Source organism: Amycolatopsis sp. NPDC023774, from assembly GCF_040639695.1.
Classification (GTDB): domain Bacteria; phylum Actinomycetota; class Actinomycetes; order Mycobacteriales; family Pseudonocardiaceae; genus Amycolatopsis.
Map to the genome: position 1 here is coordinate 18,670 of NZ_JBFAAJ010000018.1, position 23,040 is coordinate 41,709.

20 protein-coding genes, 1 other RNA gene and 1 pseudogene are annotated in these 23,040 nt (G+C 70.7%); 6 read left to right on the forward strand and 16 right to left on the reverse strand.

All coding sequences use genetic code 11. The annotated features are described in order from the left end of the window. From AB0F91_RS29925 to rnpB, 9 genes are all read right to left on the reverse strand, one after another. Positions 1–2,725 (reverse strand): hypothetical protein (locus AB0F91_RS29925; RefSeq protein WP_360602798.1); only part of this gene is annotated, 2,725 nt, incomplete at its 3' end. A 135-nt stretch (positions 2,726–2,860) separates the two neighbouring features. Then, on the reverse strand, positions 2,861–3,859 hold the full coding sequence (locus AB0F91_RS29930; protein ID WP_360602800.1) for a C40 family peptidase: 999 nt from the start codon (positions 3,857–3,859) through the stop codon (positions 2,861–2,863). Between the two features lie 4 nt (positions 3,860–3,863). Beyond that, complete coding sequence (locus AB0F91_RS29935) at positions 3,864–4,472, reverse strand: hypothetical protein (protein ID WP_360602802.1); 609 nt, start codon at positions 4,470–4,472, stop codon at positions 3,864–3,866. Between the two features lie 3 nt (positions 4,473–4,475). Further along, on the reverse strand, positions 4,476–6,554 hold the full coding sequence (locus AB0F91_RS29940) for a magnesium transporter (protein ID WP_360602804.1): 2,079 nt from the start codon (positions 6,552–6,554) through the stop codon (positions 4,476–4,478). Next, positions 6,551–9,523 carry an ATP-binding protein gene (locus AB0F91_RS29945; RefSeq protein WP_360602806.1) on the reverse strand — a complete coding sequence of 991 codons (2,973 nt, stop codon included), beginning with the start codon at positions 9,521–9,523 and terminating at the stop codon, positions 6,551–6,553. Before AB0F91_RS29945 ends, AB0F91_RS29940 begins: the two co-directional genes overlap by 4 nt. Positions 9,524–9,526: 3 nt before the next feature. Continuing rightward, positions 9,527–10,015, reverse strand: coding sequence for a hypothetical protein (locus AB0F91_RS29950; RefSeq protein ID WP_360602808.1), 489 nt, complete (start codon positions 10,013–10,015; stop codon positions 9,527–9,529). Between the two features lie 12 nt (positions 10,016–10,027). Further along, the gene (locus AB0F91_RS29955) at positions 10,028–10,294 is read right to left on the reverse strand and encodes a hypothetical protein (protein ID WP_285970229.1); all 267 of its coding nucleotides are present in this window, start codon (positions 10,292–10,294) and stop codon (positions 10,028–10,030) included. Between the two features lie 470 nt (positions 10,295–10,764). After that, on the reverse strand, positions 10,765–11,622 hold the full coding sequence (locus AB0F91_RS29960; RefSeq protein WP_360602810.1) for a hypothetical protein: 858 nt from the start codon (positions 11,620–11,622) through the stop codon (positions 10,765–10,767). A gap of 89 nt (positions 11,623–11,711) precedes the next feature. Further along, positions 11,712–12,107: RNase P RNA component class A (gene rnpB, locus AB0F91_RS29965), an RNA gene on the reverse strand. A gap of 200 nt (positions 12,108–12,307) precedes the next feature. Between rnpB and AB0F91_RS29970 the strand changes: the two are divergent. Together AB0F91_RS29970 and AB0F91_RS29975 are read left to right on the forward strand one after the other, a co-directional pair. Further along, positions 12,308–12,922 (forward strand): annotated as a pseudogene (locus AB0F91_RS29970) (LLM class flavin-dependent oxidoreductase); the annotation flags it as partial. Positions 12,923–13,109: 187 nt separating this feature from the next. Next, positions 13,110–14,354 (forward strand): SLC13 family permease, encoded by a 1,245-nt coding sequence (locus AB0F91_RS29975; protein ID WP_360602813.1) that lies wholly within the window; start codon positions 13,110–13,112, stop codon positions 14,352–14,354. Between the two features lie 129 nt (positions 14,355–14,483). Here AB0F91_RS29975 and AB0F91_RS29980 read toward each other — a convergent pair whose 3' ends face one another. The 7 genes from AB0F91_RS29980 to AB0F91_RS30010 all read right to left on the reverse strand — a co-directional run bounded on the left by AB0F91_RS29980 (position 14,484) and on the right by AB0F91_RS30010 (position 20,295). Next, positions 14,484–14,831 (reverse strand): class I SAM-dependent methyltransferase, encoded by a 348-nt coding sequence (locus AB0F91_RS29980; protein WP_360602815.1) that lies wholly within the window; start codon positions 14,829–14,831, stop codon positions 14,484–14,486. Between the two features lie 61 nt (positions 14,832–14,892). Further along, a complete protein-coding gene (locus AB0F91_RS29985; protein WP_360602817.1) occupies positions 14,893–16,638 on the reverse strand; it encodes a hypothetical protein in 1,746 nt (581 codons plus the stop codon). Positions 16,639–16,850: 212 nt separating this feature from the next. Beyond that, positions 16,851–18,002, reverse strand: coding sequence for a bifunctional RNase H/acid phosphatase (locus AB0F91_RS29990; protein WP_360602819.1), 1,152 nt, complete (start codon positions 18,000–18,002; stop codon positions 16,851–16,853). Continuing rightward, positions 17,999–18,736 carry a C4-type zinc ribbon domain-containing protein gene (locus AB0F91_RS29995; RefSeq protein ID WP_360602821.1) on the reverse strand — a complete coding sequence of 246 codons (738 nt, stop codon included), beginning with the start codon at positions 18,734–18,736 and terminating at the stop codon, positions 17,999–18,001. The genes AB0F91_RS29990 and AB0F91_RS29995 overlap by 4 nt, the downstream gene beginning before the upstream one ends. Before the next feature lie 34 nt (positions 18,737–18,770). Then, positions 18,771–19,586 (reverse strand): Nif3-like dinuclear metal center hexameric protein, encoded by an 816-nt coding sequence (locus AB0F91_RS30000; RefSeq protein WP_360602823.1) that lies wholly within the window; start codon positions 19,584–19,586, stop codon positions 18,771–18,773. Positions 19,587–19,798: 212 nt separating this feature from the next. Further along, positions 19,799–20,062, reverse strand: a complete 264-nt coding sequence (locus AB0F91_RS30005; protein WP_360602825.1) for a hypothetical protein — start codon at positions 20,060–20,062, stop codon at positions 19,799–19,801. Beyond that, the gene (locus tag AB0F91_RS30010) at positions 20,059–20,295 is read right to left on the reverse strand and encodes a hypothetical protein (RefSeq protein WP_360602827.1); all 237 of its coding nucleotides are present in this window, start codon (positions 20,293–20,295) and stop codon (positions 20,059–20,061) included. The genes AB0F91_RS30005 and AB0F91_RS30010 overlap by 4 nt, the downstream gene beginning before the upstream one ends. 201 nt (positions 20,296–20,496) lie before the next feature. Here AB0F91_RS30010 and AB0F91_RS30015 point away from each other — a divergent pair, with 201 nt between their 5' ends. The 4 genes from AB0F91_RS30015 to AB0F91_RS30030 all read left to right on the forward strand — a co-directional run bounded on the left by AB0F91_RS30015 (position 20,497) and on the right by AB0F91_RS30030 (position 23,020). After that, positions 20,497–21,345, forward strand: coding sequence for a helix-turn-helix transcriptional regulator (locus tag AB0F91_RS30015; protein WP_360602829.1), 849 nt, complete (start codon positions 20,497–20,499; stop codon positions 21,343–21,345). After that, positions 21,342–21,524, forward strand: a complete 183-nt coding sequence (locus AB0F91_RS30020) for a DUF397 domain-containing protein (protein WP_360602831.1) — start codon at positions 21,342–21,344, stop codon at positions 21,522–21,524. The genes AB0F91_RS30015 and AB0F91_RS30020 overlap by 4 nt, the downstream gene beginning before the upstream one ends. Before the next feature lie 125 nt (positions 21,525–21,649). Next, positions 21,650–22,111 (forward strand): low molecular weight protein-tyrosine-phosphatase, encoded by a 462-nt coding sequence (locus AB0F91_RS30025; protein WP_360602833.1) that lies wholly within the window; start codon positions 21,650–21,652, stop codon positions 22,109–22,111. 78 nt (positions 22,112–22,189) lie between these two features. Next, positions 22,190–23,020, forward strand: a complete 831-nt coding sequence (locus tag AB0F91_RS30030) for an SURF1 family cytochrome oxidase biogenesis protein (RefSeq protein ID WP_360602835.1) — start codon at positions 22,190–22,192, stop codon at positions 23,018–23,020. Positions 23,021–23,040 lie beyond the last annotated feature (20 nt).

Below are 23,040 nucleotides of genomic sequence, written 5' to 3' on the forward strand. Positions count from 1 at the left end.
ACCCGGACGGTTGCTGTGCAGCGGCCGGCTGCCCTGGCGCCGGCGGCACCGCATCGTCCAGCGATTGCGGCGCACCGGTTGTCGACTGAGCCGGCCGATACCCGGACGGTTGCTGTGCAGCGGCCGGCTGCCCTGGCGCCGGCGGCACCGCATCGTCCAGCGATTGCGGCGCACCGGTTGTCGACTGAGCCGGCTGATACCCAGGAGGTTGCTGCGCAAGCGTCGGCTGCGCGGTCGGCTGCGGCACATTGCCAACCGGCCCGGCAGGGCTCGCCGGCTGGCCGTGTTGCGGATGACCGGCCACCTGTTCCGGCTGTGCAGCCGGAGGCTGAGCTGCCTGGGGGACCTGCGCCGGGGTAGCGGCTTGCTGGGCAGGCGGGTACTCCCCTTGCGGCCGCGTGTTCTGCGGCTCGGCCGCAGCGCCGCCCTCGTCGGACGGCTGGTGCGCCAAGGGAGGAACCTGCTCCGGCGCGGCGATCTGCGACGCCGGCTGATCGAGCGCTGCGGGAGGCAGCTCCGGCTCACTTGTGGAACGCACCTGCGCTGACTCTGCCTGCGCAGGTGCGGGTTGCTCGGATGCTGCAGGAGCCGACTCGTGCGCAGGCGATTCGGCGTTCGCGGCCTGACCCGCCACGACGACGGAAGCCACTTCGTCCGGCTGCTGCGCCTCAACCTGCTGCGAAGCCTGCTCAAGCGCAGGCTGCGGCTCGCTTTCGGCTGCCCCTTGATCAGGTGACTGCGAGGAGGACTCACTCGGCAAAGACGCCTGCGACTGCTCTTCCACCAGCGGCGATCGGTCCAGCTGCTGCGTCTCCGCAGGCGCCGGCGACGTCTGCGACTCCTGATCAGGTCTCGGAAGCCGATCAGATGACTGTGCAGCCGGAGGCGACACCGAATTCTCGCTCGCCACCGGCACCGGCGGCTGCGCATCCACGCCCGGCGATCGATCCGACGATTGCGGCTCGGTGGGCGCGATTTGTGGCTGTGGTGTGGACTCGGTCACCGAAGACGCCTGCGGCTGGTCATCCGATGGCAGATCGTCGGGCGATTGCTGGTGCTCGGCCCAAGGCGCGGGCGGCTGTGTTGGCTCCGGCCGCTCGGCAGCCTTCGGCTGCGCCGAAACGGCCGCGACGTCCTGCGGCGGCTCGAGTACCGGTGCCGCAGGCTTGTTGGTGCCCTGAGCACCGTCAGTAGGGGCCTCAGCCGGGTCCGGCAACCCAGCCGCAGAGGTCGGCTCGGGTGAGGGAGCAGAGATGGCCGGCTCTTGTTCTGGCGCGGGTGGCTCGGGCGCTGGGGCATCAGCCGCGTGCTCGGCCACGGTCGGAGTCTCGGCGGTCGGTGGCGTTGCCGCTTCCGCGGTGGGCAGCGGGCCTGCGGGTGCGGGATCCACTGCCGGAGAGTCCGACGGAACGGCGCCGGTGGGCGGGTCGACCAGCTCGGGAGCTGAAGTCCGAGTGGGCTCGGGGTCAATTGGCGCAGCCGCAGGATGGACAGGCTCCGGCTGAGTGGCCAGGTCCGCGGCGCGCGATGTCCCAGACGACACCACACCAGGCTCAGAAACTGAAGTCCGAGCAGCCTCAGGCTCAATCGGCGCAGCCGCAGGACCGACAGGCCCCGGCCGAGCGACCACGTCCGCAACGTCCGATGTCCCAGACGGCACGACACCGGGCTCGGGTGTCTGTGCGATCGGCGGCTGACCGATCGGAGAAACCGGCGGGGCCGAGGTCCACTGGGGTTGAGCGGAGACCGGGATCTGCGCAGGTACGACAGGCACCGGCGTCGGGGGCTGGGCGGCTTCGGGTGCCGCGGCCGGTGTTCCGGGGCGCGTGGCGACGCCCGGGCCGCTTAGGCCGGGACGAGCGTTGTCGGGGTTCGGTGAGCTTGCGCCGAAGTTGCCCGCGTTCGGGTCCGCGGCGCCGGGGGTGAAGGTTGATCCGCCGGGGCTGGCGTAACCGAAGCCGGGTTGCCGGCCGGCGGCGTCGGGCGAAGGGCCATTACCTGGAGAAGCGGGGGAAGCCGAGTCGAAGCCGGGGTGGTTGGGATGCGGAGCCGCCGAAGTCCGGAAGCCAGGGTCGGCCGGGCCTCGTCCGGTGTTCGAACCGCCAGGGCCAGGAGCGCCAGGAACCGAAGCGCCCGGACCGGGCATCTCGCCCTCACCGGGATGCAGCACCGTCCGCCACACCGGCGCCGGGCCGATGTTCATCGGTGCGGGTGCGCGCAAGGGGTGGGAGGGAGCGGGAGCGGCGGGCTGGGGCTTGGGCTTCGGAATCGGGTCCAGACAAGACACCAGAACCGTCGTGTTCAGTGGGTCGTCCACCTTTCGCCCGCTGCGCTCGCGGTAGATCATCTCGCCTTCGGTGTCGATCTCGACGAGATAGCCGGCCTCCGCGAGTTGTTCCTCGTCGAGGTCGACGAGCTTCTCGTAGCGCGAGGGCACCACGCGGTAGATCGGCCACGCCAAGGCGGCGTGTTCGGCGTGGAACTGGGCCAGCAACGCGGCCATCTGTTGTTGCCAGGGCAGGGACATGCCCTCGGCCAAAGACCGGGGCAGGACGACGTACCCCGGGTCGACGCCGGGCCAGCCGTGGGCCAGGTAGTCGGCCAGGGGGGTGCTCGACGCGGGGTGCGCGGCCTGCCGCGGTGGCTGGGGCGCACCGAACAACGTCGCCGGGTCCTGGGGCTCGCCCTGGCCGGGCTTGCCTCGTTTGCCGAATTTCCGTGCCACGTGTGTCATCCTCTGCCAGCGCGCGGCCGCGTGCTCGTGGACAGGCCGCGACTTCGGGTGAATCCGCGGCGCCGGTCAAGCGCCTTAGCGGTCACCCCGGTCCGTGTCAAGAGCCGGTGACTCCCGAACTCCATGCTAGACGCCGGGGCGCACCGCCTGCGGAACCACTTCGGCCTCGTCGAAGGAGAAGGGGCGCACGTGCACAGGCACGCCCGTCTGCTGGGCCTCGACGATCTTGCCGTCGCCCAGGTACATGGCCACGTGGTGGATGGTCGACGGGTCGGCGGGGTCCGTCGCGAGGAAGATCAGGTCACCGGGCTGCGCCTCGCGCACCGGCAGCATCGCGCCGGCCTTGTACTGGTCCTGGGAGACGCGCGGCAGGATCACGCCGGCCGACTCGTAGGCGCGCAGCATGAGGCCGGAACAGTCGTAGGCGTCGGGGCCGGTCGCGCCCCACACGTAGGGCTTGCCCTGCTCCCCCAGCGCGAACTTGATGGCTTGCGCCGCCGCCTGGCTGGGCGGGAGCGCGGCACCGAGGCCCTGGCCGCAGCCGGACGCATCGACGACCTGGCCCAGGTTCTCGATCAGCACGGAAGCCATGGCTTCCCACTTGTGGTAGCGGTCGGGGAAACCGGAGCGTTCCACGGCCTGCGCGGCGTCACCCGGGCGCTTGTTCTGCCAGTCGGGCACGGCGAGGAGCACGTCGTAGAACTTGTTGATCGCGTAGTTCGGGTCGGTGACCTGTGCGACGCTGCCCCAGTTCATCGACGGGCGCATCTGGAAGATGCCAAGCGAGTCACGGTCGCCGTAGTCGAGGTTGTGCAGACCCGACTCGGTCATGCCGGCCTGGATCGCCACCTGCCAGGCGCGCGGGGCGAGGCTGCGCTGCTTGCCGATGGAAATGATGAGCGAGACGATGCCGCGCTGCTCGTCGTCGAGGTTCTGCGCCTGCGCCGCGCCGGTCTCCGGCCGGCCGGGCTGCGTGGGGCCGATCGCGGCGTCGCAGGAGGTGTTGAGGATGCCACCCGCGGCGGCTTCCTGCTGGTCCACCACGACTTTCGTCACAGTGCTCGCGGTGAGCACCGTCGCGAAAACGGCGGCGACCAGCACCGCGACGAGGATCGCGATCTTCACCGGGTCAGCTCGCCTGGTCGTAGTCCGAAACCCGCCACCCCGCGCCCGTGTTGACCACGGTGATGGACAGCTTCGGACCGTCAGTGGGGACGAGGACTACGACGGAGCTGGTGTAGGAGGACTGGACCGTGGCGTCGCCGGTCACGCGCGTGGCCGTGATGTTCGCGGGGTCCACAGTGGACATCTGGGGCAGGAACTCGTCGGTGGTGAGGGCCCGCATGCCGTTGAGCCAGTCGGCGTTGGTGATGCCCGCCGGGTGGTTGACCCACGCCGTGGCCCACTGCTTGGCCACGTTGATGGCCTCGGGGTTCGGCGCCGCGGACGTCGGGGTGAGCAGCGGGCTCGACAGCCGCGTCGGGAGCGTCGCGGTGGTCGGCACGGGTGCCGCGATGCCCGGCGGCTGCGACGTGGTCGTGGCGATCGACGTGCTGCCCGGCGCGCCCGGTGTCGCAGTGGCCTGCTTGCCCATCACCTTCGGCAGCACGATGCCGAGTGCGGTGACCACGATCGCCAGGAACACGATCGTGCCCACGAGGTGGCGCGGCGAGCGGAGCGGGTAGCCCCACAGGCGGCGGTAGACCGCGGTCCGGCCGCGGTTGGTGCGGATCGGCACGCGTCACCGCCCCATGAGCTGGTCGGTGTCACGGACCTCGATGCCACGGGAAGGCCGGTACAGCACGAAAACGGGCTTGCCGGCCACCACCTCCGGGTCGACCCGGCGCGGCTGCGCGCGGATGCCCGGTGGTGTGGACGCGCCTGCCTGCTCCGGAATCGACTCCGGCGAGGCGTAGCCGCGGTCCGACGAGCTCATCCGCGACGGGACGACCACTGGTTCCGGCTCGTCGCTCCAGCGCCGGTCGGCCACCGGCGACGTGTCGACGCGCCGGCTCTCCCGCGTCGGGACGCGACGGCCGCCGACGACGTAATCGCCCGGCTCGCCCGTGACCGGGTTGTACTGCGAGAACACCGGCGCTCCACCGCCGCCCGAAGTCAGCGCGCCGCGCTCGCCGGCCGACCCGACGGCGCCGGGCCACGGCGCACCCGACCACGCGGCGGCCGGACGCGCGGAGCGCGAACCGTTGTCGAGCCGCTGAGCGCTGGCGAAGACCGCGGCCTCGGGCCGGTAACGCCCGCCGCCGACGGTCGCACCCATCGGGCCGCGCGCTTCTCCGTCGACCACGTCGTCGGTGTCGCGCACGTTCTGCCAGAACTCGTCCTGCGGTGACGGCCCGGCCTTTTTGCGGAAGCGGGAGAAGATGCCGCCGTTGGGCGAGGGCACGGCCGCGCCCACAACGTTCACGGACATCTCGACCATCTGCCACAGCCGCCGCACGGGCCGTCCGACGAGGAACAGCAGCACCGTGATCAGCCCGGCGAGCACCATCTGCGTGAGCAGGTTGAGCGAGTTGCCGGCGTCGAAGATCGCCTGCAGCAGCAGCGCGTGCACACCCGCGAGCACCGACAGCACGACCAGGTTGAACGCGATCCCGCCGGCGACCTTCAACACGCGGCGCAGGATGTCCGGGTGCAGCAGCGCGACGAGCCCGATCAGCGGCGCGGTGAGCGTGAACAGGCGGATCAGCACCTGCGCGAGGAGCACGGAAGCCTTGGCCAGCAACTGGAACAGCGAGTAAACGATGCTCTGGCCCAGCGCCAGGAACCCGGCACCGGTGCGGCCGCCGGACTCGCCGGTGAAGTAGCCGGTGGCGGGGCCGAGCTTGCCGGAGATGTCCTTGAAGGCGGCCTTTTTGGCGTCGACGACGTTTTGTTTCCCGTCGTCGCCGTTCACGAGCTGGTCGCGGGTGAATGCCTGCGCGTCGAGCAGCGGTTTGCCGAACTGCTCGGCCTGCGGCGCGGTCGGCGAACCGAACTCCCCCCGCAGCCAGTTGTCGTAGACGATCTGGGTGTGCAGGTTCGTCGGCAGGATGTCGCGCACGATCCGGTCGGAGCTCTCGTCGACGAAGCCCGCCTGGATGTTGGTGGTGGTCTGGACGATCGCTTTGTCGATCGGGTCGAAGTACCGCAGCATCGCCAGCGACGACGCCGCGAGCCACACCCCCGCCAGCGCGTACAGCGCCCGTTTGCTCACCGCCGCGAGGTCACCCCGCCAGATCTGGCGGAACAGCATGATCGACAGGATCAGCGCGACGAGCCCGAACAGCTGCGCGTAGATGTTGTTGTAGACCTTCTCCGCGCCTGATTTCACCGCGTTGTAGATCGGGTTCAGCAGCCCGCCCTCGAGCACGGTGTAGTGCAGCGAGTTGGTGGCGCCGACGATGTTCTTGCCGATGTTGAACAGCTGGTTGCCCGCCCACGTGTCGATCGTGGAGCTGGGCGAGGCGATGGCGGACAACGCCGTGCAGTTGGTCTGGTAGGTGTTCCAGACCAGGCCCGCGTAGCTGTAGTCGATGTACGCGCTGCCGGGCTCGCCGTGGCCTTCGGGCGGGTCGATCGCGCCGACCATGCCGGAGCCCGGACGCTCCGGGTTCGGCGACTCACCACAGGCCGCGGCGTTGGCCGACGGCGCCATGAGCACCGTCTGCAGGCCGAGGATCGTGATGACGGCGAGCATCGCGGCCCGCCGGCTCGGCTGCCTGCGGCCGCCGGGCTTGGGACCTTCCTTGATGCGCCGCTTCAGGGCATGCCAGCCGGCGGCGAACGACAGGACGAACGCCAGCGTCCAGACTGTGTTCACGCGGCATCCCTGCCGGTACCACCCTTGCCGCCGGCCCGGGCGTGCCGGTCCGGGGAGTGTCCGTTGGCAGGTTGTCCGTTTCCGTTGTGCACCGCACCCTCCACCTCGCCGGTCTCGGACGCGAGCGGGTCCGGCGAGCCGAGGAGCTGCTCGTCGGTCAGGCCGACTTCGAGCTCGGCCTGGAGCTCGAAGTCGTGTTCCAGCTCGTCGTCCTCCGGTGGGGTGGGGACGTAGGGGGCGGGCGCCTCTTCGTGGGGTAGCACGAGGTCGGTGCCCGGCTTGGTGCGCGCGTCGGGGGACCCCGGGGTGGTGTCCATGACCGAGCGCAGCTGGTCTAGGTGGGGGCCGGAGAAGTCGACGCGGATGCGTTCCACGCCGCCGGCGCCGTCTCCGAAGATGAACTGGCGGGGTTCCACGTCGCGTTCCGTGCCGCGTTGGGAGCCGGGGCGGCGGCCGAGCGCGGCGACGACTTGTTCGTAGCCGACGCCGACGGGCACCTTGAGCAGGCGCAGGGCGTCGGCCTGGGCGTCGTCGTCGTCGAGGCGGCCGACGAAGACCGAGTCGAGCAGGGCGACGAAGCCCTGGATCTTCAAGAAGTCGGCCGGGATCTGCGACGACAGCAGCACACGCACGTTCCACTTTCGCGAGTCACGCGCGAAGCGGTTCATCAGCACGCGGCCGGTCGGGACCTCGGAGAGGAAGAACGCCTCGTCGATCCAGACGCCCTTGCGCTGTTCCTTCGGCTTCTCGTAGACCGACCGCTGCGTGAGCCACGCCGCGAGGTTCAGCATCTCGACGCCGAGCGACTCCGCGTCGGTCCAGTACTCGCGCGGCACGCCGTCCTTGGGCAGGGTCAGGCCCGCCATGGTCAACACGGTCATGCGGTCGTCGCGCGTCTCGGAGTACGGGTCGGCGTCGCGCTCCGGGATCAGCAGCGCCATGCGTTCGCGCATCTCGTCGAGGAAGTCGGCGACCACGACGGCGTGCTCGTGGTGCTCGCTCGAGTCGCGGCGCAGCGCGTCGATGACCTGGCCCGGGTCGGCGTCGAAGCGGCCGCCGACGGCACGGACGGCACGCAGCAGCACGATTCGCGTCTGCGCCATGCGCGACACCTCGTACGGCAGCACGCCCGTGAGCACGTCGAGCACCAGGCGGCGCCGGGTCGCGCCGGCGAGCGCTTTTTCGCGCCGCCACGAGCGTTCCGGGTCGTCCTCGTCCATGAAGTGCTCGAGCAGCGGATCGGCGACAACGCGGTACGGGTTGAGGATGCCGGGCTGCGCGTTGAGCAGGTTGATCGGCCGCGCGTACGGCCGCAGCTCCGGCAGGTCGCACAGCCGCGCCAGCGGGCCCGACGGGTCGAGGATGGTCCAGTGCGCCCCGGCGCGCAGCGTCTTGTAGACGATGCCGCCGCCGAGGAACGACTTGCCGCCACCGAGGCCGGCCACCATCGCGGTGAGGCCCGAGCCGTCGCGGATCTCCTGCGCCATCCACGGGTCCCAGGCCACCGGCCGCCGGGTCGCGGTCACCGTCTCGCCGAGCAGGATGCCGCGCCGGTCGCCGACCTCCGCGGTGGCCGTGGGCACGGACGACGCGGTCCACACCACCGAGCCGCGGCGCATGTACGCCGCCGAAGCCAGTGGCTCGCCCGGGATGAACTCCCGCGCCATCGCGTACTGGGCCTCAGGGTGCTCGATCGCGACCTTCGGCTTGTAGAGGTCGAGCAGCTGCTGGGCCAGGCGCAGCGCGTCGCGCTCCGTCGGGCCGGACACGGCCAGGCGCCACCACGAGCGCACGCGCGTGGCCAGCGCGGTGAAGCCCGACGTCATCTCGTCGTCGATCTCCAGCACACGCCCGGCCTGGCGCGCAAGCGATTGCGGCGGCTCCAGCTCGTGCTCGTCGGTGTAGTGCTTGACCTGCGAGCGCACCTTGTTCATCTGCCGCTGCAGCTCACCCGCGACCTCTTCGGGCCGGCGCACATAGATGCGCGCGGACACCTCGACCGCGGCGGGCAGGCGGTCGGCGTGCTGGATCCACGGATCGTCGACCTCAGGGATCTGGAGGCCGTGCATCTGGCCGACCGTGAGCACGGCGAGATGGCGAGACACGCCGGCGTTGGAACCCGTGCGGCCACGGACGGTGACCGTGGGGGCGTACGGGTCGGCGTGGAAATCGGCCGCGTCGGTGAAGCTGGCGAGGTCCTCGGGCTCCCACGCGGCGCCCGGCACGGCCGGCATGTTGCGCGGCGCGGGCAGGCCCAGCGAGCACGAGCGGTGCATCAGCCAGGACATCTCCTCGGCGTGCACCGGACGGCCTTCCAGCCCGGCGGTGCCGATGACCTGGTCGAGGTGCTCGACCTCGGAGTCGAGCGCCACCAGCTCGGCGTCGACGGCCTCGGGCAGGATCTTGCGCAGCACGGGAGCGGCGCGTTCGACGGCGCGGTCGACCATGCGCCGGGTCTGCACCTGGACGCCGAGGTAGACCTCTTTTTCGGCCATCGAACGGCCCATCAGCTGCTGCTGCTCGCCGATGAGGTAGTCGTCGAAGGAAAGGGCGCCCGGCACGTCCGGGGGACGGCCGACGGCGTTGTGCACGTGGGCCTCGGCCCACATGCGGATCGGGTACGGCCGGTTGGTCACACGCAGGTGCAACCAGCGGCCCTGCAGCTCGGCGTACTGGCCCGCGATGGCCGCGATCAGGTCGCGGCGCTGGGAGTCGGAGCGGAACGACCACCGTTGCGGGGCGAGCCGGTACCAGGCGTACACCTCGTGACCGGTGCGCAACAGGTGCCCGTCGATGCTGCGCGCGGCGATCGACGGCGTGTACGCGGGTATGGCCTGCTCACCGGGCAGCCTCTTGCCCGCCGAGGAGTTGTTCCTCGGCGAGGGTTGCCGGACCTGCTGCGGGGTTTCCCAGGCGCCCGTGGGCACACTTCGATCCCGCTTTCCTCGGCTTCCGCCGCGACCGAACAACGACTACCTCCCGGCCCGAGCCGCAGGGCGGCTCCGGCGCGCTCGTGGTGCTCCCTGTGCTTCGGCCGTAACCCCGGCGCCTTGGCCGTAGCCGTGGTGCCGGTACTGCCGCCTCCTCTTGTGCTTCGGCAGCGGGCGCTCGGCCCGCACGCGGATGCGGCTGGCGCTGACGGCGCCGCCCGTGCCCGCGGGCTTCTCGCGCGGTGTGTTGAGCTCCCGGCCGGCCATCGCGATCACCGCGCCCAGCGGACGCTCGTGGCTGATCTTGGCGGTGATCAACCGGGTGATCACGATCGTGGCCACGAAAGCCCACGCCGTGGAGAAGAACCCGAAGCTCCAGCCGGCCCACCGTTCGATGGTGAGCACGACCAGGAAGACCGGTATGCCGATGAGCCACGCTACGTAGCGGGCCCTCCAGGGAAAAGTCGCCTTCGGCGGGCCGAGCCAGACGGCGTCGACCCGGTAGACCTCGTCATCCGTCCTGATACGCACGCCTGCTCCGCCTCAGCCCGTGAACAGGCCGGCGATCCACTGGCCCACGTTGACGCCGGCGCCGCTGACCGCGAGTCCGATGATGGCGAGCGCGATGACGACACCGGCGAGCCTGCGCATGACACCGGCGTTGTCACCCTTGCCGCCACCGAGCCAGAGCAACAGGAGCGCGACGGCCAGCAACACCAGGGGGACGATGTTGTCGAGCAACCAGTTTCGGACGTTGCCGGTGCCGAGTTCGCCGGCAGCCAGCGTCTCGAGGGTGGTCATGGTCATCATCGCGATACTCCCGGTGCGCGGACGGTCCCGCGCGGTTCTGGCTTCGGCGAAGCCTCGAACAACATCATGGCGTCACAAGGGGTAGTGGTCAAAGCGCGCTGTGTGAATGTCGACTTGTGGACATGGACGGGGGCTGGGGTCGTCTGGTCAGAATTCCTCGCCCTCCATCATGGGGGCAAGGGTGCTTGCGATTAACCCCGGCCACCCGGATTTCGCAGTGGACCCACGAACTCACCCTGCTGGGAGTGTTTTGCTCACTCTCGGTACTTCCCAAGTGGTCGGGATCCGGCCGGAACCAGTGTGACATGCCCCGGATGGCCTCCCCGCACGAGTCCGCTGAGTGAGCACGAGTGAGCGCCACGCTGCCCCAGGGTCGCCAGGAGCAGTGAGGCGCGTGTCACGATACTCGCAAGTCAGGCCGGGATTTTCACTACATAGCGTGATGTCGGACATCGGGCACGAGAGGTGCTTTACCGGGGCGCTGTCATCGCCCGCGGGAACGCGCCGGCCTTCACGACGGCGCGGCTGAGCGGGCGGCACAACTCGGCGAGGCGGGCGGATTTTTCCTCACCCAGGTGCCGCCAGGGGGCCTCCGAGGCGGCGTTGGTTGCGGCTTCGACGCGCTCCCGAAGGTCGACACCCTTGTCGGTGAGGTCGCCGTCGGGGCCGATGACGCCCTGGTTCGCCAGGCGCGCGACCTCCGCGTCCCACTGCTCGTCGCTCCAGCCGCGCGTGCTCTTCGCCATGTCGGGCGTGAAGCCGGCGCCGCTCGCGACGTGCGTGACGAGGGCGGCCAGGCCGTTGAGGCCGTGGAGCACCAGGGCGGCGACGTGGGCGTCGCCGCGGTGCTCACGCAGGAGCGTGAGAGCGTGCCAGAGGACGAGGTGCGGCTTTTCGGGCCAGGCGAGGCTCGCGTGGCCGGCGTAGAGGGCTCGGCCTTCCGGGCTGCAGCCGTCCGTGGCTTCGCGGGCGAGCTCGGCGGCTTCGGCGGTGGTTTCGGCGTGGATCTCGTCGCCGAGGAGCCTGCTGAGGGCTGCGTCGACGGCGTTGAAGCGGGCTTCGATGATTTGTTCCGGCTTGGCGAGGCTCCACGCGCGCGGGATGTGGCGCTCGACGATCTCGGGGTTGAAGTTGTAGAACGTCGCGGCCACCACGCCGGCTTCTACGGCTCCCATCGGCGCCGAGCGGCTGGCGAAGTACGTCATGCGCCCGGGCCGCAACCCCGCGGCCGTGAGGTGTTCTTCGGCTTCGGGGACGAAGTAGATCAAGGAGTGGAGAGTGTCGAAGGTGCCCTTGAACTTCTTCGCCGCTTCGGCTGCTTCGCCCATGGGCGAATGCTACCGGGCGGTAGTTGCCTGCGTCTCGGGGCCGTTGGCGGGTTCTCGGCAGCCGACGGCGGAGAACAGCCCGTAGCGGGCGGACGAGTTGGCGTGTAAGCCGGATCCTGTTCCCGGCGCGGCCTCGCGGCCGGCCGGGCGACGGTCATCCATCTCGGCCTGCCGTTGCCGGCAGGCTCCAGCGGCCTACCCGCAGGCATCGGACGGGCCGTCCTCAAGCGCCTGCGCAGGAGCGGCAGCTCCCTCTTGGCCTTGCTCCGGGTGGGGTTTACCGAGCCACCCCGGTCACCCGGGGTGCTGGTGGTCTCTTACACCACCGTTTCACCCTTACCCCCGTCCGGAGACGGAGGCGGTCTGTTTTCTGTGGCACTGTCCCGCGGGTCGCCCCGGGTTGCCGTTAGCAACCACCCTGCCCTGCGGAGTCCGGACTTTCCTCGGACCGGGTCACCCCGATTCGCGACCGTCCAGCCAACTCGTCCGCGTGTGAATCGTACCCGCGCACCGCCGGACGGGCGCGCGGCGGGGCGAGCAGTTCGACGACGCCGAGCGTCACGATCACCGCCAGCGCCACGAGCTCCACGACGTTGATCAGATCCACGAGCCACCAGCTCCCTTCGCAAAGGGGAGTACGGACCCCACCCGAGGCCGGTTCAAGCCGGTCAGTGCAAGGTCCTTTGTGGATGATCCCACGCCGTGGACGTGCGTTGACGCTGTTCCAGGGCCGCTGTTTCGGGCCGACTGGGGGTACGAGTACAACAAGCAGCTCGCCGTTCTGGCCGAGAACAACGGTTTCGAGTACGCGCTCACCCAGGTCCGCTACACCGCCAGCTACGGCGCCGCCTACCAGCACGAATCCACCGGCTTCAGCCTCGCGCTGCTGCTGGCCACGCAGCGGCTCAAGGTGATCGCCGCGATCCACCCTGGGCTGTAGCACCCCGGCGTGCTCGCGAAGTTCGTCGCCGGCGCCGACGTGATCTCCGGCGGGCGCGCGGCCATCAATCTTCCAGGGCGCAACTCCACAGCCGCCCGCAAGGTCGCCGGCCGCGTGTCCGAATGGTACTTCAGCAACGGCAAGGACTACGACGGTTTCACCGAACAGGTCGAAGACGCCCGCGCGGTCGCGAACGGTCGCACTGTCCGCTTCGGACTCAAAGGGTTCGTCATCGCCCGCAGCACGGCTTCCGAAGCCGAAGCCGTGCTGCGCGAGATCATCGAGAACCCGAACCGGCCGGCCGTCGAAGGGCTCCGGTCCGCGGTGGCGCAAGCTGCCGCGGCCCGATCCACCCGCCAGCACGCCCTGCGATCCGGCGCGCCTCGGCAAACCACACAACCGGCTCCGGGCTTCCCTTGCCTTTCGCCGGTCGCCGAATGGGGCTCGATGAGCGGTCTCGCGGACCCGCCGACGGGTGGATCGGACCGCGAAAACACGAGGAACAGCCGCTCACGGGTCGCTGGGTGGGCTCGATTAGCGTTCTCGCGTGCCCGAACCCCTCGCCGCGGTCGTCTCGCTTGTCCTGCTGGCTGTGACGCTGGGGTTCGCGATGGTGCGCCCACGGGGGCTGCCCGAGGCGGTCGCCGCGGTGCCCGTCGCGGTGGTGGTGCTCGCGGTCGGGCTCACGACGCCACAAGCCGCGTGGGACCGGGTCGTCGAGATTCTGCCGACGATGGGGTTCCTGGCCGCGATCCTGCTCGTCAGCCACCTCGCGGCCATCGACGGGGTGTTCACCTGGCTGGGCAGCCGGCTGGCCGAGGTCTGCCGGGGCCGGCCCAAGCGGCTGCTCGTGCTGACCTTCGCCGCCGCCGCGGGTGTGACGGCGGTGCTGAGCCTCGACGCCACCGTCGTCCTCCTCACGCCTGTCGTGCTGGCCACGGCGGAGGGACTTCGGCTCGAGTCGAAGCCGCACGTCTACGCGTGCGCCCACCTCGCGAACTCCGCGTCGACGCTGCTGCCCGTCTCCAATCTGACCAACCTGCTGGCCTTCGCCGCGTCCGGGCTCACGTTCGCCGGGTTCACCGCGTTGATGGCGCTGCCCTGGCTGGTCACGATCCTGATCGAGCTGGCCGTGTTCGCGCGGTTCTTCAACCGCGACCTGGCCGGCCCCCGCAGCACCGAAAAGCCGCAGCACCGCGAGCCGCCGGTGTTCGCGCTCGTGGTGCTCGGCGTGATGCTCGTCGGTTTCGGCGTGGGCCAGCTCGTGCACGTCGAACCCGTCTGGGTCGCGGCGCTGGCGGCGCTCGTGCTTTCCGCGCGGGCGCTGGGCGAACGCAAGATCAAGCCATGGCAGGTGATCACGGAAGCCTCGCCGATGCTGGTGCTGTTCGTGCTCGGCCTGGCCATCACGGTGGAAGCCGTCGACGAACACGGGCTCGGCGGCGCCCTCAAAGCGTTCCTGCCGACGACAGCGGGGTTGCCCGAGCTGCTGCTCACCGCTGCGATCGCGGCCGCGCTGGCGAATCTCGTCAACAACCTGCCCGCGACGCTGATCCTGCTTTCGGTTCTCGGCGACCAGCCGAACACGGGCGTGCTGCTGGCCGTGCTGATCGGCGTGAACGTCGGACCGAACGCGACCTACCTCGGCTCCCTGGCGACGCTGCTGTGGCGCCGCGTGCTGGCCCGCCACGGGCACACGCCCAGCGCGAGGGAGTTCACGGCGCTGGGCGCGTTGACCACGCCTGTCTCCCTGGCCGCGGCGACTGCGGCGTTGTGGCTGGTGCTGCCATGAAGGATCGGGACAAGCGCGCCCGACGCAGAACCGCCGGGAAGGTGACGCGACCGCGCTCGTCGACTTTCATACCGTCGGCGGCGAAGCCGGGCGCCCGCGCCTGGATCCGCACCCGGCGCCGGTCGACGGTCACCGAGTGGAACAGCGAACTGTCGACCACAATGGCGAAATACCCGTCGTAGCCACCGAAGTCGGTCGCGCGACCGTGACGTCCAGCGCCCGTTCGCGAGCGCCGGCCACGGTCTGCCCGAGCGCCGCCGGCGCCCTGTCGAGGCCGACGACGTCGTGACCGAGTGCCGCCAAGGTCGACGCCGCCGCGCCGATTCCGCAGCCCGCGTCGAGGACCGGTGAGGTCATCCCAGCCGGCACGCCGGGCAGCGCCGGCTGCGGGCCGGCGATGTTCCACGGCGCCGAGCGGGATCCGGGCAGCAGCGGCGTGCCGCGGTAGGTGGCGTCGGAGTCGGGGAGCTCGCTCACCACCCAAGCCAGGTGCGCGCCGGGCCGGGGCGGTCTTACGGTCCGTTGAGGGCCGGTCCGCCTAGGGGCGCGGCGGGATCGTTTGCCTCGGCTCCAGCGTGGGACCGCAGTCGTCGAGGCCGTTGCCGAAGCGGTAGGCCTCGACGTCCATCATCGTGGTCGCCGCGTAGTGCTGGACGGCCTGGAGCTTCGCCGGGTCCTTCACCGCGTCCTTGCGGACCCAGTCGCCGTTGCGCAGGCCGGGCCCCGGGTAGATGAAAATCGGGTCGTAGTCGCGGTCGATGCGCGGGTCGAGCGAGATGCCGTTGCCGCCGGCCCACGGGCCCCACGAGTGGATAAAGGTGGGCTTGACCGTGTCGAACACGTAGTCGCGCAGGCCCGCCATGTTCTCGTCGTGCGTGAGGTCGGCGATGGGCGCGTTGACCAGGCCCGCCATGTCCACGAGCTGCAGCCGGCTGGTCATCGACGAGCCGCCGAGGTCCGGCAGCAGCAGCGACGCCTGCTGCAGGCCCAGCATGTCGGCGTAGGTGTTGAAGCCGCGGCCGAAGCGGTCGGCGATCAGGCACGCCGGCACGGTGGGGCTCTTGATGAACTCGTCGGACTGCTGCACGAACCCGACCAGCGACGGGATCGCCGCGGCGACCACGGCCACCGACGCGACCGCGCGCCAGCGCACCTTCACCGTGCGCAGCAGCTCACCGAACGACAGCGTGCCCGCGAGCACGCCCAGCACCCACACCGGCGTCGCGAAGCGGAACTGCGCCATCCAGTCGGGCATCAGCACGCCGAAGGCGATCACGCCGAGCGCGAACGGTGTGATCAACGCGGCCAACGGACGCCGCCACGGCGCCTTGCGCAGCGCCCAGATCACCACCACCGCGAGCACGACCACGGCGGCGACACCGGCGTAGAGGATCAGGGTTCCGGGCCGGACCACCGACATCAGGTCGGGCAGGCCCTGCTTCTTCGCCACCGACGGGTTGGCGAGGAACCGGCCGCCGAACTCGCTGTGGCGCCACGCCACATATGCGCCGAACGGGACCGCGAAGGCCACAATGGACAACACGGCGTAGCGGAAGCTGACCCAGAAACCCTCGCGCCGCACGCCGTACAGCAGGACGAGCGGGAACGCAGCGGCGTAGATCAGGCCTTCCGGACGAGTGAGCGCGGCGAACGCCACGATCACGCCCGCGCCGACCGCGACCTTCCACGTGAGCGTGCGTCCCTTGCGCACCGCGGTGAACAGCAGCACTGCGAGGCCGAGCACCGCGAACGCGAACAGCGAGTTCTCGAGGCCCGAGACCACCCAGATCACGAACGACGGGATCGTCGCCAGTGTGAGTCCCACGGCCAGCGTGGCCGCCCACGCGTGACGGGGGAAGATCTGCCGCGCCACGACGTGGCACAGCGTGAGGATGCCGGCGGTGAACAGCAGACCGAGCAGCTTCGGGAACAGCACGTAGTCGGGGATGCCGAACAGCAGGCCGTGGTCGAACAGGCCGACGAGCTTCCCGCCTGCGAGCAGGACCATCCACGTCGGGTCGGAGAAGCCCTCGACGGGCGGCGCGCCCGGCTGCAGGACCGGACCGAGGCCGTCGGCCAGGCTGCGCGAGTAGGAGAACGTGATGGCCGCGTCGTCGACGATCCAATGGCCGTAGCGCGTGGCGTGCCAGGCGACCGCGGCGACGCCGGCCAGCACCGCCAGGACGGAGGCGAGCCAGCCGTGGCGCAGGCCGACGGCGGTCACGGGCGCGTCCTCGCCGGGGAGGTCGCGTTCGGATGCTTCGGTGAGTGCGCTAGCGGTCATTACCTCGTCACTGTTTCTACTCGCAGAGCTTGCCGAGAAACGCACGAGCCTGCGCCCCCCTGATGAGGATCCCGGGTGGAACCCGCGCCGCGGCGCCGCGGTCGACACAGCACTCTAGCCAATACCGGATCGGCGCCCGCTCACGCGTCGTCCTTCAGCGTGATCCGCCCCACACTTTCCCCGGTCAGGGCACGGTCCCGGTCCGGACGCGGTCAGGACAGGTGCGAGATGTCGTTGGCGAGGTGCACGGAGGAGTTGCCGTCCGGGTAGAACTCCACGATCGAGAGCGACGCCAGGTCCAGGTGCAGGCGGAACAGCAGGCTCGGGCCCGCGTCGAGCCCCATCCGCAGCAGCGTCTTGATGGGCGTGACGTGGCTGACGACGATGATCGTCTTCCCCTGGTACTGCTCGATCAGGTCCCGGCGGGCCTGGCCGACGCGCTCGTGGACCGCGTCGAAGCTCTCGCCCCCGGGCGGCGCGCACGACGAGTCGCGCAGCCAGCAGCGGTGCAGCTCGGGGTCGCGTTCGGCGGCCTCGGTGAAGGTGAGGCCCTCCCATTCACCGAAGTCGGTCTCGATGAGGCCCGGGTGCGTGACGAAGCGGGTGCCCAGCGCGTCGGCCACGGCTTGCGCGGTCTGCTTCGTCCTGGTCAGGGGTGAGGAGACGATGGGGGCGGCCTCGCCGTCCTCGGAGACGAGCCCCGGCCACGCGCCGAGGCGCTTCGCCGCCGCAGCCGCCTGACCGCGCCCGCGCTCGGTGAGCGGCACGTCGCCGCGGCCGGAGTAGCGGCGGTCGACCGACATCTCGGTCTGACCGTGGCGCAGGAGCAGCAGGCGGGTGGGGGTGCCGCGCGCGCCGGTCCAGCCGGCTTTGGCGACGCGGTCGCCCTCACCGGTGCCGGAGGTGGTCTTGACCTGCGGTGTGTGCTGAGCAGGGGCCGGGGTGGCGGCCTTGCCGGTGCCGCTGTCCATGGCGACGTTGGCGAGGTGGTCGGCGTGGGAGTTCTCTGCGCGCGGGATCCACATGTAGGTGACACGGTCGAACCCGTCCGCGAGTTCACGTGCCCGCGCGGCGAGCGGCTGCAGCGCGGCGTGCTTGATCTTCCAGCGCCCGGACATCTGCTCCACGACCAGCTTGGAGTCCATCCGTACGTCCACAATGGACGCACCGGCCTCCGCCGCCGCGGTCAGGGCCGCGATGAGTCCCGAGTACTCCGCGACGTTGTTGGTCACCACGCCGAGGTACTCGTGGCGCTCGGCCAGCACCTCGCCGGTGGCGGCGTCCTTCACGACCGCGCCGTAGCCGGCCGGGCCCGGGTTGCCCCGCGACCCCCCGTCGGCCTCGACGACGACCCGGTCGGTCACAGGCCCGACTCCAACGTACGGACCAGGATCGCCCCGCAGTTCTCGCACTGGACGATGGTGTCCTCGGGCGTCGCCTTGATCTCGGCGATGGTGTTGCGGTCCAGCTCCAGCTGGCAGGCGCCGCAGCGGCGGGCGCGCAGCAGGGCCGCGCCGATGCCCTTGTGGGCCAGCACGCGCTCGTACAGCTTGAGCACCGGCTCCGGGAAGCGCGGCAGCAGCTTCGCGCGGTCCTCGTCGCGGCGGGCGCGCGTGGTGTCGAGGTCCTTGAACTCCTCGTCGCGGCGCTCGATCGCGGCCGCGACGCCCGCCTCGGCCTTGTCGACCTCGGCGCCGGTGCGCTGCGCGTCGAGCTCCAGGGCCTCGCGCTGCTCCATGAGCTCCAGCAGGTCGTCTTCGAGCGCGCTCTGGCGGCGGCCGAGCGTCTGCAGCTCGTGCTCGATGTCGGTCATCTGCTTGGCGTTGACCGAGCCCGAGTCCAGCAGCTTGCGGTCGCGGTCCTCGCGGGCCCGCACCGACTCGACCTCTTTCTCCTGCCGGGCGATCTCACGGTCGAGGTCCGACGCGGCGGTCTGCACGGACACCAGCGCGTCGCGCTTCTCGCGCACGGTCTTCTCGCCCGCGTCGATCTCGGCGAGCTCGGGCAGGGTGCGCCGGCGGTGCGCGGTGCGCGAAAGCTCGGCATCCACCTTCGCGAGTTCGAGCAGCTGGCGCTGGACGGCGGGGTCGGCCTTCACGGTGCTCCTTGGTGAATGGGGGACTTGCGGTGAGTCAGCTGGCGGGGGTCGCGCGGACGGTCCACGGGTCGGTGCACCGCGTGGAGACGTGACTGTCGACGTTACCCGCAAAGGCCGCGTCGACAAGGCCCGAGGCCTGCCCGCACCAGGGCCATTCGCTGGCCCAGTGCGTGAGCCCGACCAACGCGGGCCCCGCGGCCGCGAGGTGCTCGCCGGCCGGGTGGTGGCGCAGGTCCGCCGTCACGTACGCGTCGACGCCCTCGGCGGCCGCGCGCGCGAGGTAGGAGTCGCCGGCCCCGCCGGACACCGCGACGGTGCGGATCGGCCGGTCCGGATCCCCCGCGCCCAGCACGCCCGGCACGGTGGCCGGCAACGCCTCGGCGACGCGCTGCACGAACACCGCGAACGGCTCGGCTTCGGCCAGGTGCCCGATTCGCCCGATGCCCGTGCGGCCGCCGGGTTCCTGCGGGTCGAGCGGCCGGTCGACGGTGAGTCCGATGGCGTGCGCGAGCGCGTCGGACACGCCGGGGTCGGCCGAGTCCGCGTTGGTGTGCGCGCAGTAGAGCGCGCGGCCGCCGCGGATGAGGCGGTGCACGAGGCCGCCCTTCACCGTGTCCGCGGGCACGCCGTGCACCCCGCGCAGCAGCAGCGGGTGGTGCGCCACGATCAGCTGCGCGCCGAGGTCCTCGGCCTCGGTCACCGTCTCCTCGACGGGGTCGACGCAGAACAGCACCCGGGTGACCTCCTCCGCCGGGTCCCCGCACACGAGCCCGACGGCATCCCACTGCTCCGCGAGGCGCGGCGGGTAGTGGCGTTCGAGGACGTCGAGGATCTCGGCTAGGGCAGGCACCACCGGATCTTCCCACGAGGGCGGCGGCGGCCTCGGCACCCCGAGGCGGCAAGACGCCCCCGGCGTCCGAGAAGTCACCGGGGGCGTCCGCCCTCCACCGTTCGGCGCTGCTCTCCGGAGTTCTCCGGCGTCGGGCGGTGGAAGGGGAACCCGGCCCGCCGCGCCCTGGTCGGGGAAGCGAACGCGGCGGCCGGGAGCTGGGTACGGGTTGGTCAGGTGCGGGTGACGTCCTCGGCGGCGCGGCGGCCGGCGGCGCGGTGGCGGCGGGCCACGAGGATCGCGAGGCGGATCAAGGCGTCACCACACTGGACGACCTCGGCCAGCTCGTCGATGGTGCGCCCCTGTTCGACGCCGGTCAGGGCCCACTCGGCGAACTCGGCCACGGTGCGCCGACCTGCCTCGTCGATGACCTGGCCGGTCTCGCGGTCGGTGTCGACTTCGCAGCCGTCGTCCGTGATCCACCAGCCCACGGTCATCGCCTCACCCGGAAGCACACGCGGCAGTCGCGGGACTTGTCGCGTTCGTCGCCGAGCTCGTCCGACGACAGTTCGGACCGGAACGCCCAGCGCGCCGGGATCATCAAGCTGCTCAGCACACAGCCGGGCTGGAAGGTGCCGCGGTCGGGGTCTTCGAGCTGCGATCGCAGGTACCGGTGGTTGCGGGTGTCGACCGAACAGAAATGCACCGCGTACAGCCCACGCTCGACCATCGCCGGCGACAGTTCGCCCGAAATCCTCGTGCCCCTCCGACCCCCTTGCCATGCCTCAGACCTCCGTGGTCTCCAGCCGGTGCCGCCCTGGTGCCATGCGGTGCCGTCTGAAGCCGGGAAACTATGATCGATGGCACCGTTCGGCACAATGCACCGATCGAGGTAACCGTTCGCAACGCTGTGTGTGGTTTTCTGTGGCGGATGGCTGGGACCACCCCGAGAGCGCGAGCCGTCGGCGCCGAACTCCGCAGGGCTCGCGAAGACGCCGGGCTCAGCGCGCGCACGCTGGCCGCTCGGATCGGAGTAGCGCACACCACCATCGGCCGCTGGGAGTCCGGCGAGCGGAACCCTCGGCCGATCGATGTGGCGACGGTGCTCGGGGCGCTCGGCACGGACCCCGACCTGCGCGAAGAATTGGTGGAGCTCGCCCGCGACAGCGACGGCCGGCACTGGGTCGCCTCGGGCCTGCCGGAGCAGCAGCGCCAGCTCGCCGCACTGCTGGAGCTGGAGCGCGATGCAGCGCGAATCGTGAACGTCTCGCCGCTGATCATTCCCGGACTGCTCCAAACCTCGGCGTATGCGCGCGCCATCATCGGTGCCGGTGGGGTGCCGGCGAGTGACGTCGAGACCCGAGTCGCTGTTCGCATCGGGCGCCGCGACGCGATCACGCGGCGCGAGCGCCCGGCGAAACTGCTCGCCTTGTTCGACGAAACCGCGCTCGGCCGGAACATCGGCGGCCCGGCGGTCATGGCGGAGCAGCTGCGCGCACTCGATGAGGCGAGCCGCTGGGGCAACGTCACGGTGCGCGCCATCCCGGAGTCGGCGGGCTGGCACCCCGCCCTGGAAGGGCCGTTCGTGCTGCTGGAATTCGCCGACCGGACGCCCGTGGTCCAGATCGAGAACCGGCGATCCGCTCTGTTCTTCCACCAGCCCGCCGATGTCGAGGCCTACCAGCTGGCGATCGATAGAGTTCAGGACGTTGCGATGAGTCCCGAAGAGACACGAACGCTCATCGCTGAGGTCCTCGGCAACTTGGAGACAGCGGCATGAAACAGCAGCATTTCACCGGCTGGCGGAAGTCGAGCCGGTCGCAGAACACCTCGGACTGCGTGGAGGTCGCCATGGCGGCCGACCTCGTCGGGATCCGCGACACGAAGGACCGGCCGGCCGGGCACTTGACGGCCACCCGTGCCGGCTGGTCGGCGTTCCTGTCGCAGCTCGGACGCTGACCCGCATCCCGAACACAAGAAGAAACACCCGAGAAACACCGGAGAAAGCCCTCCAGCGATCCGAGAACCCTGGAGGGCTTTCTCGTGTCCGAGCCTCCCCGGCGCCGAGCAGTGAAGGAAAACCCGTGCTGAATGTGGTGTTCGTGTGTTCTGGCAACATCTGCCGCTCGCCGATGGCGGAGCTGGTGTTCCGGGCGAAGCTCGCCGAGGCGGGGCTGGCGGACGTCGTGAAGGTGTCCAGCGCCGGCACCGGGCCGTGGCACGCCGGGGAGCCGGCCGACCGGCGGGCACAGGCGACGCTGCGGGCCCACGGCTACCCGACGCAGCACGTCGCGTCGGAGGTGAACGACGGGGACCTCGAAGCCGATCTGCTGCTGGCGGCGGACGAAGGGCACCTCGACTTCCTGCGCGGGCGCGTCGAGGACCCGGCGAAAGTGCGGCTGCTGCGTGAGTTCGATCCGGCGGCGAAGGTCGGCGCGGAGGTGCCGGACCCGTACTACGGCGGTGACGAGGGCTTCGAGAACGTGCTGGCGATGATCGAGCGCGCGATGCCCGGCCTTCTCCAGTGGGTGCGCGCGCACGGTTAAGACCGGTTTGTCCCGGGCGAAATCACAGGTGAGAGAGGTCGCCGCGCGCCCGGTGGGGCGACGGCCTACCGTGGAGGGGTGCGGTTGCGGTTTCTGCTCCGGCCCGGCTGGCTGGCACTGACGGTGGTGGTGTTCACCTTCGCCGTCTGCTGCTACACCCTTCTCGCGCCCTGGCAGTTCCGGCGCGACGCCGAGCAGGAGGCCCAGAACAACGCACTCACCGCGTCGTTCACGGCCCAGCCGGCGCCCGTCGCCCAGCTGCTGCCGGCCGACACGACGCCCAACCAGCAGACGGAATGGCACCTCGTGTCGATCACGGGCACGTATCTGCCGTCGGCAGAGGTCGTCGCCCGGTTGCGGACCGTGCAGGGCGAGGCCGCGTTCGAGGTGCTCACGCCGTTGCGCGCGGCTGACGGGACCGTCTATCTCATCGACCGCGGTTACGTGCGGCTCGACGACCAGTCCGGCGTGCTCCCCTACGCCGCCGCGCCCGGCGGCCAGGTCACCGTGGTCGCGCGCGTGCGCAGCGACGAGCTGGACCCGAAGCACCGCGACGCGTTTTCCGACGCGTCGACGAAGGGGAAGCTGCAGAGCTACACCGTCGACTCGCAGGTGGTGGCGCGCTCATCCGGTCTGAAGATCCGGTCCGGCTATTTCCAGCTCGACCAGAACCAGCCCGGCGTGCTCGGCGCGCTGCCGCTGCCGCAGCTGGACTCGGGGCCCTTCTTCTCCTACGCGTTGCAGTGGCTTGCGTTCGGCAGCATGGCCATCCTGGGCTGGCTGTACTTCACGATCCGGGAGCTCAAGCCCGGTGGCGCCCTGGCCACGGAGAAGCCGGAGCGCACGCGTCGCAAGTCCGTGGCGGAGATGCTGGCCGAGGACGAGGAAGAGTTCACCCCCTCGGCCTAGCCCAGCGGTAGCCGAGTGGT

What these genes read in the sequence shown, in the direction of transcription:
- AB0F91_RS29955 (WP_285970229.1), bottom strand. Translation starts at nt 10,294, where the DNA reads ATGATGACCATGACCACCCTCGAGACGCTGGCTGCCGGCGAACTCGGC.
- AB0F91_RS29960 (WP_360602810.1), bottom strand. Translation starts at nt 11,622, where the DNA reads ATGGGCGAAGCAGCCGAAGCGGCGAAGAAGTTCAAGGGCACCTTCGAC.
- AB0F91_RS29985 (WP_360602817.1), bottom strand. Translation starts at nt 16,638, where the DNA reads ATGACCGCTAGCGCACTCACCGAAGCATCCGAACGCGACCTCCCCGGC.
- AB0F91_RS30005 (WP_360602825.1), bottom strand. Translation starts at nt 20,062, where the DNA reads ATGACCGTGGGCTGGTGGATCACGGACGACGGCTGCGAAGTCGACACC.
- AB0F91_RS30010 (WP_360602827.1), bottom strand. Translation starts at nt 20,295, where the DNA reads ATGGTCGAGCGTGGGCTGTACGCGGTGCATTTCTGTTCGGTCGACACC.
- AB0F91_RS30015 (WP_360602829.1), top strand. Translation starts at nt 20,497, where the DNA reads ATGGCTGGGACCACCCCGAGAGCGCGAGCCGTCGGCGCCGAACTCCGC.
- AB0F91_RS30020 (WP_360602831.1), top strand. Translation starts at nt 21,342, where the DNA reads ATGAAACAGCAGCATTTCACCGGCTGGCGGAAGTCGAGCCGGTCGCAG.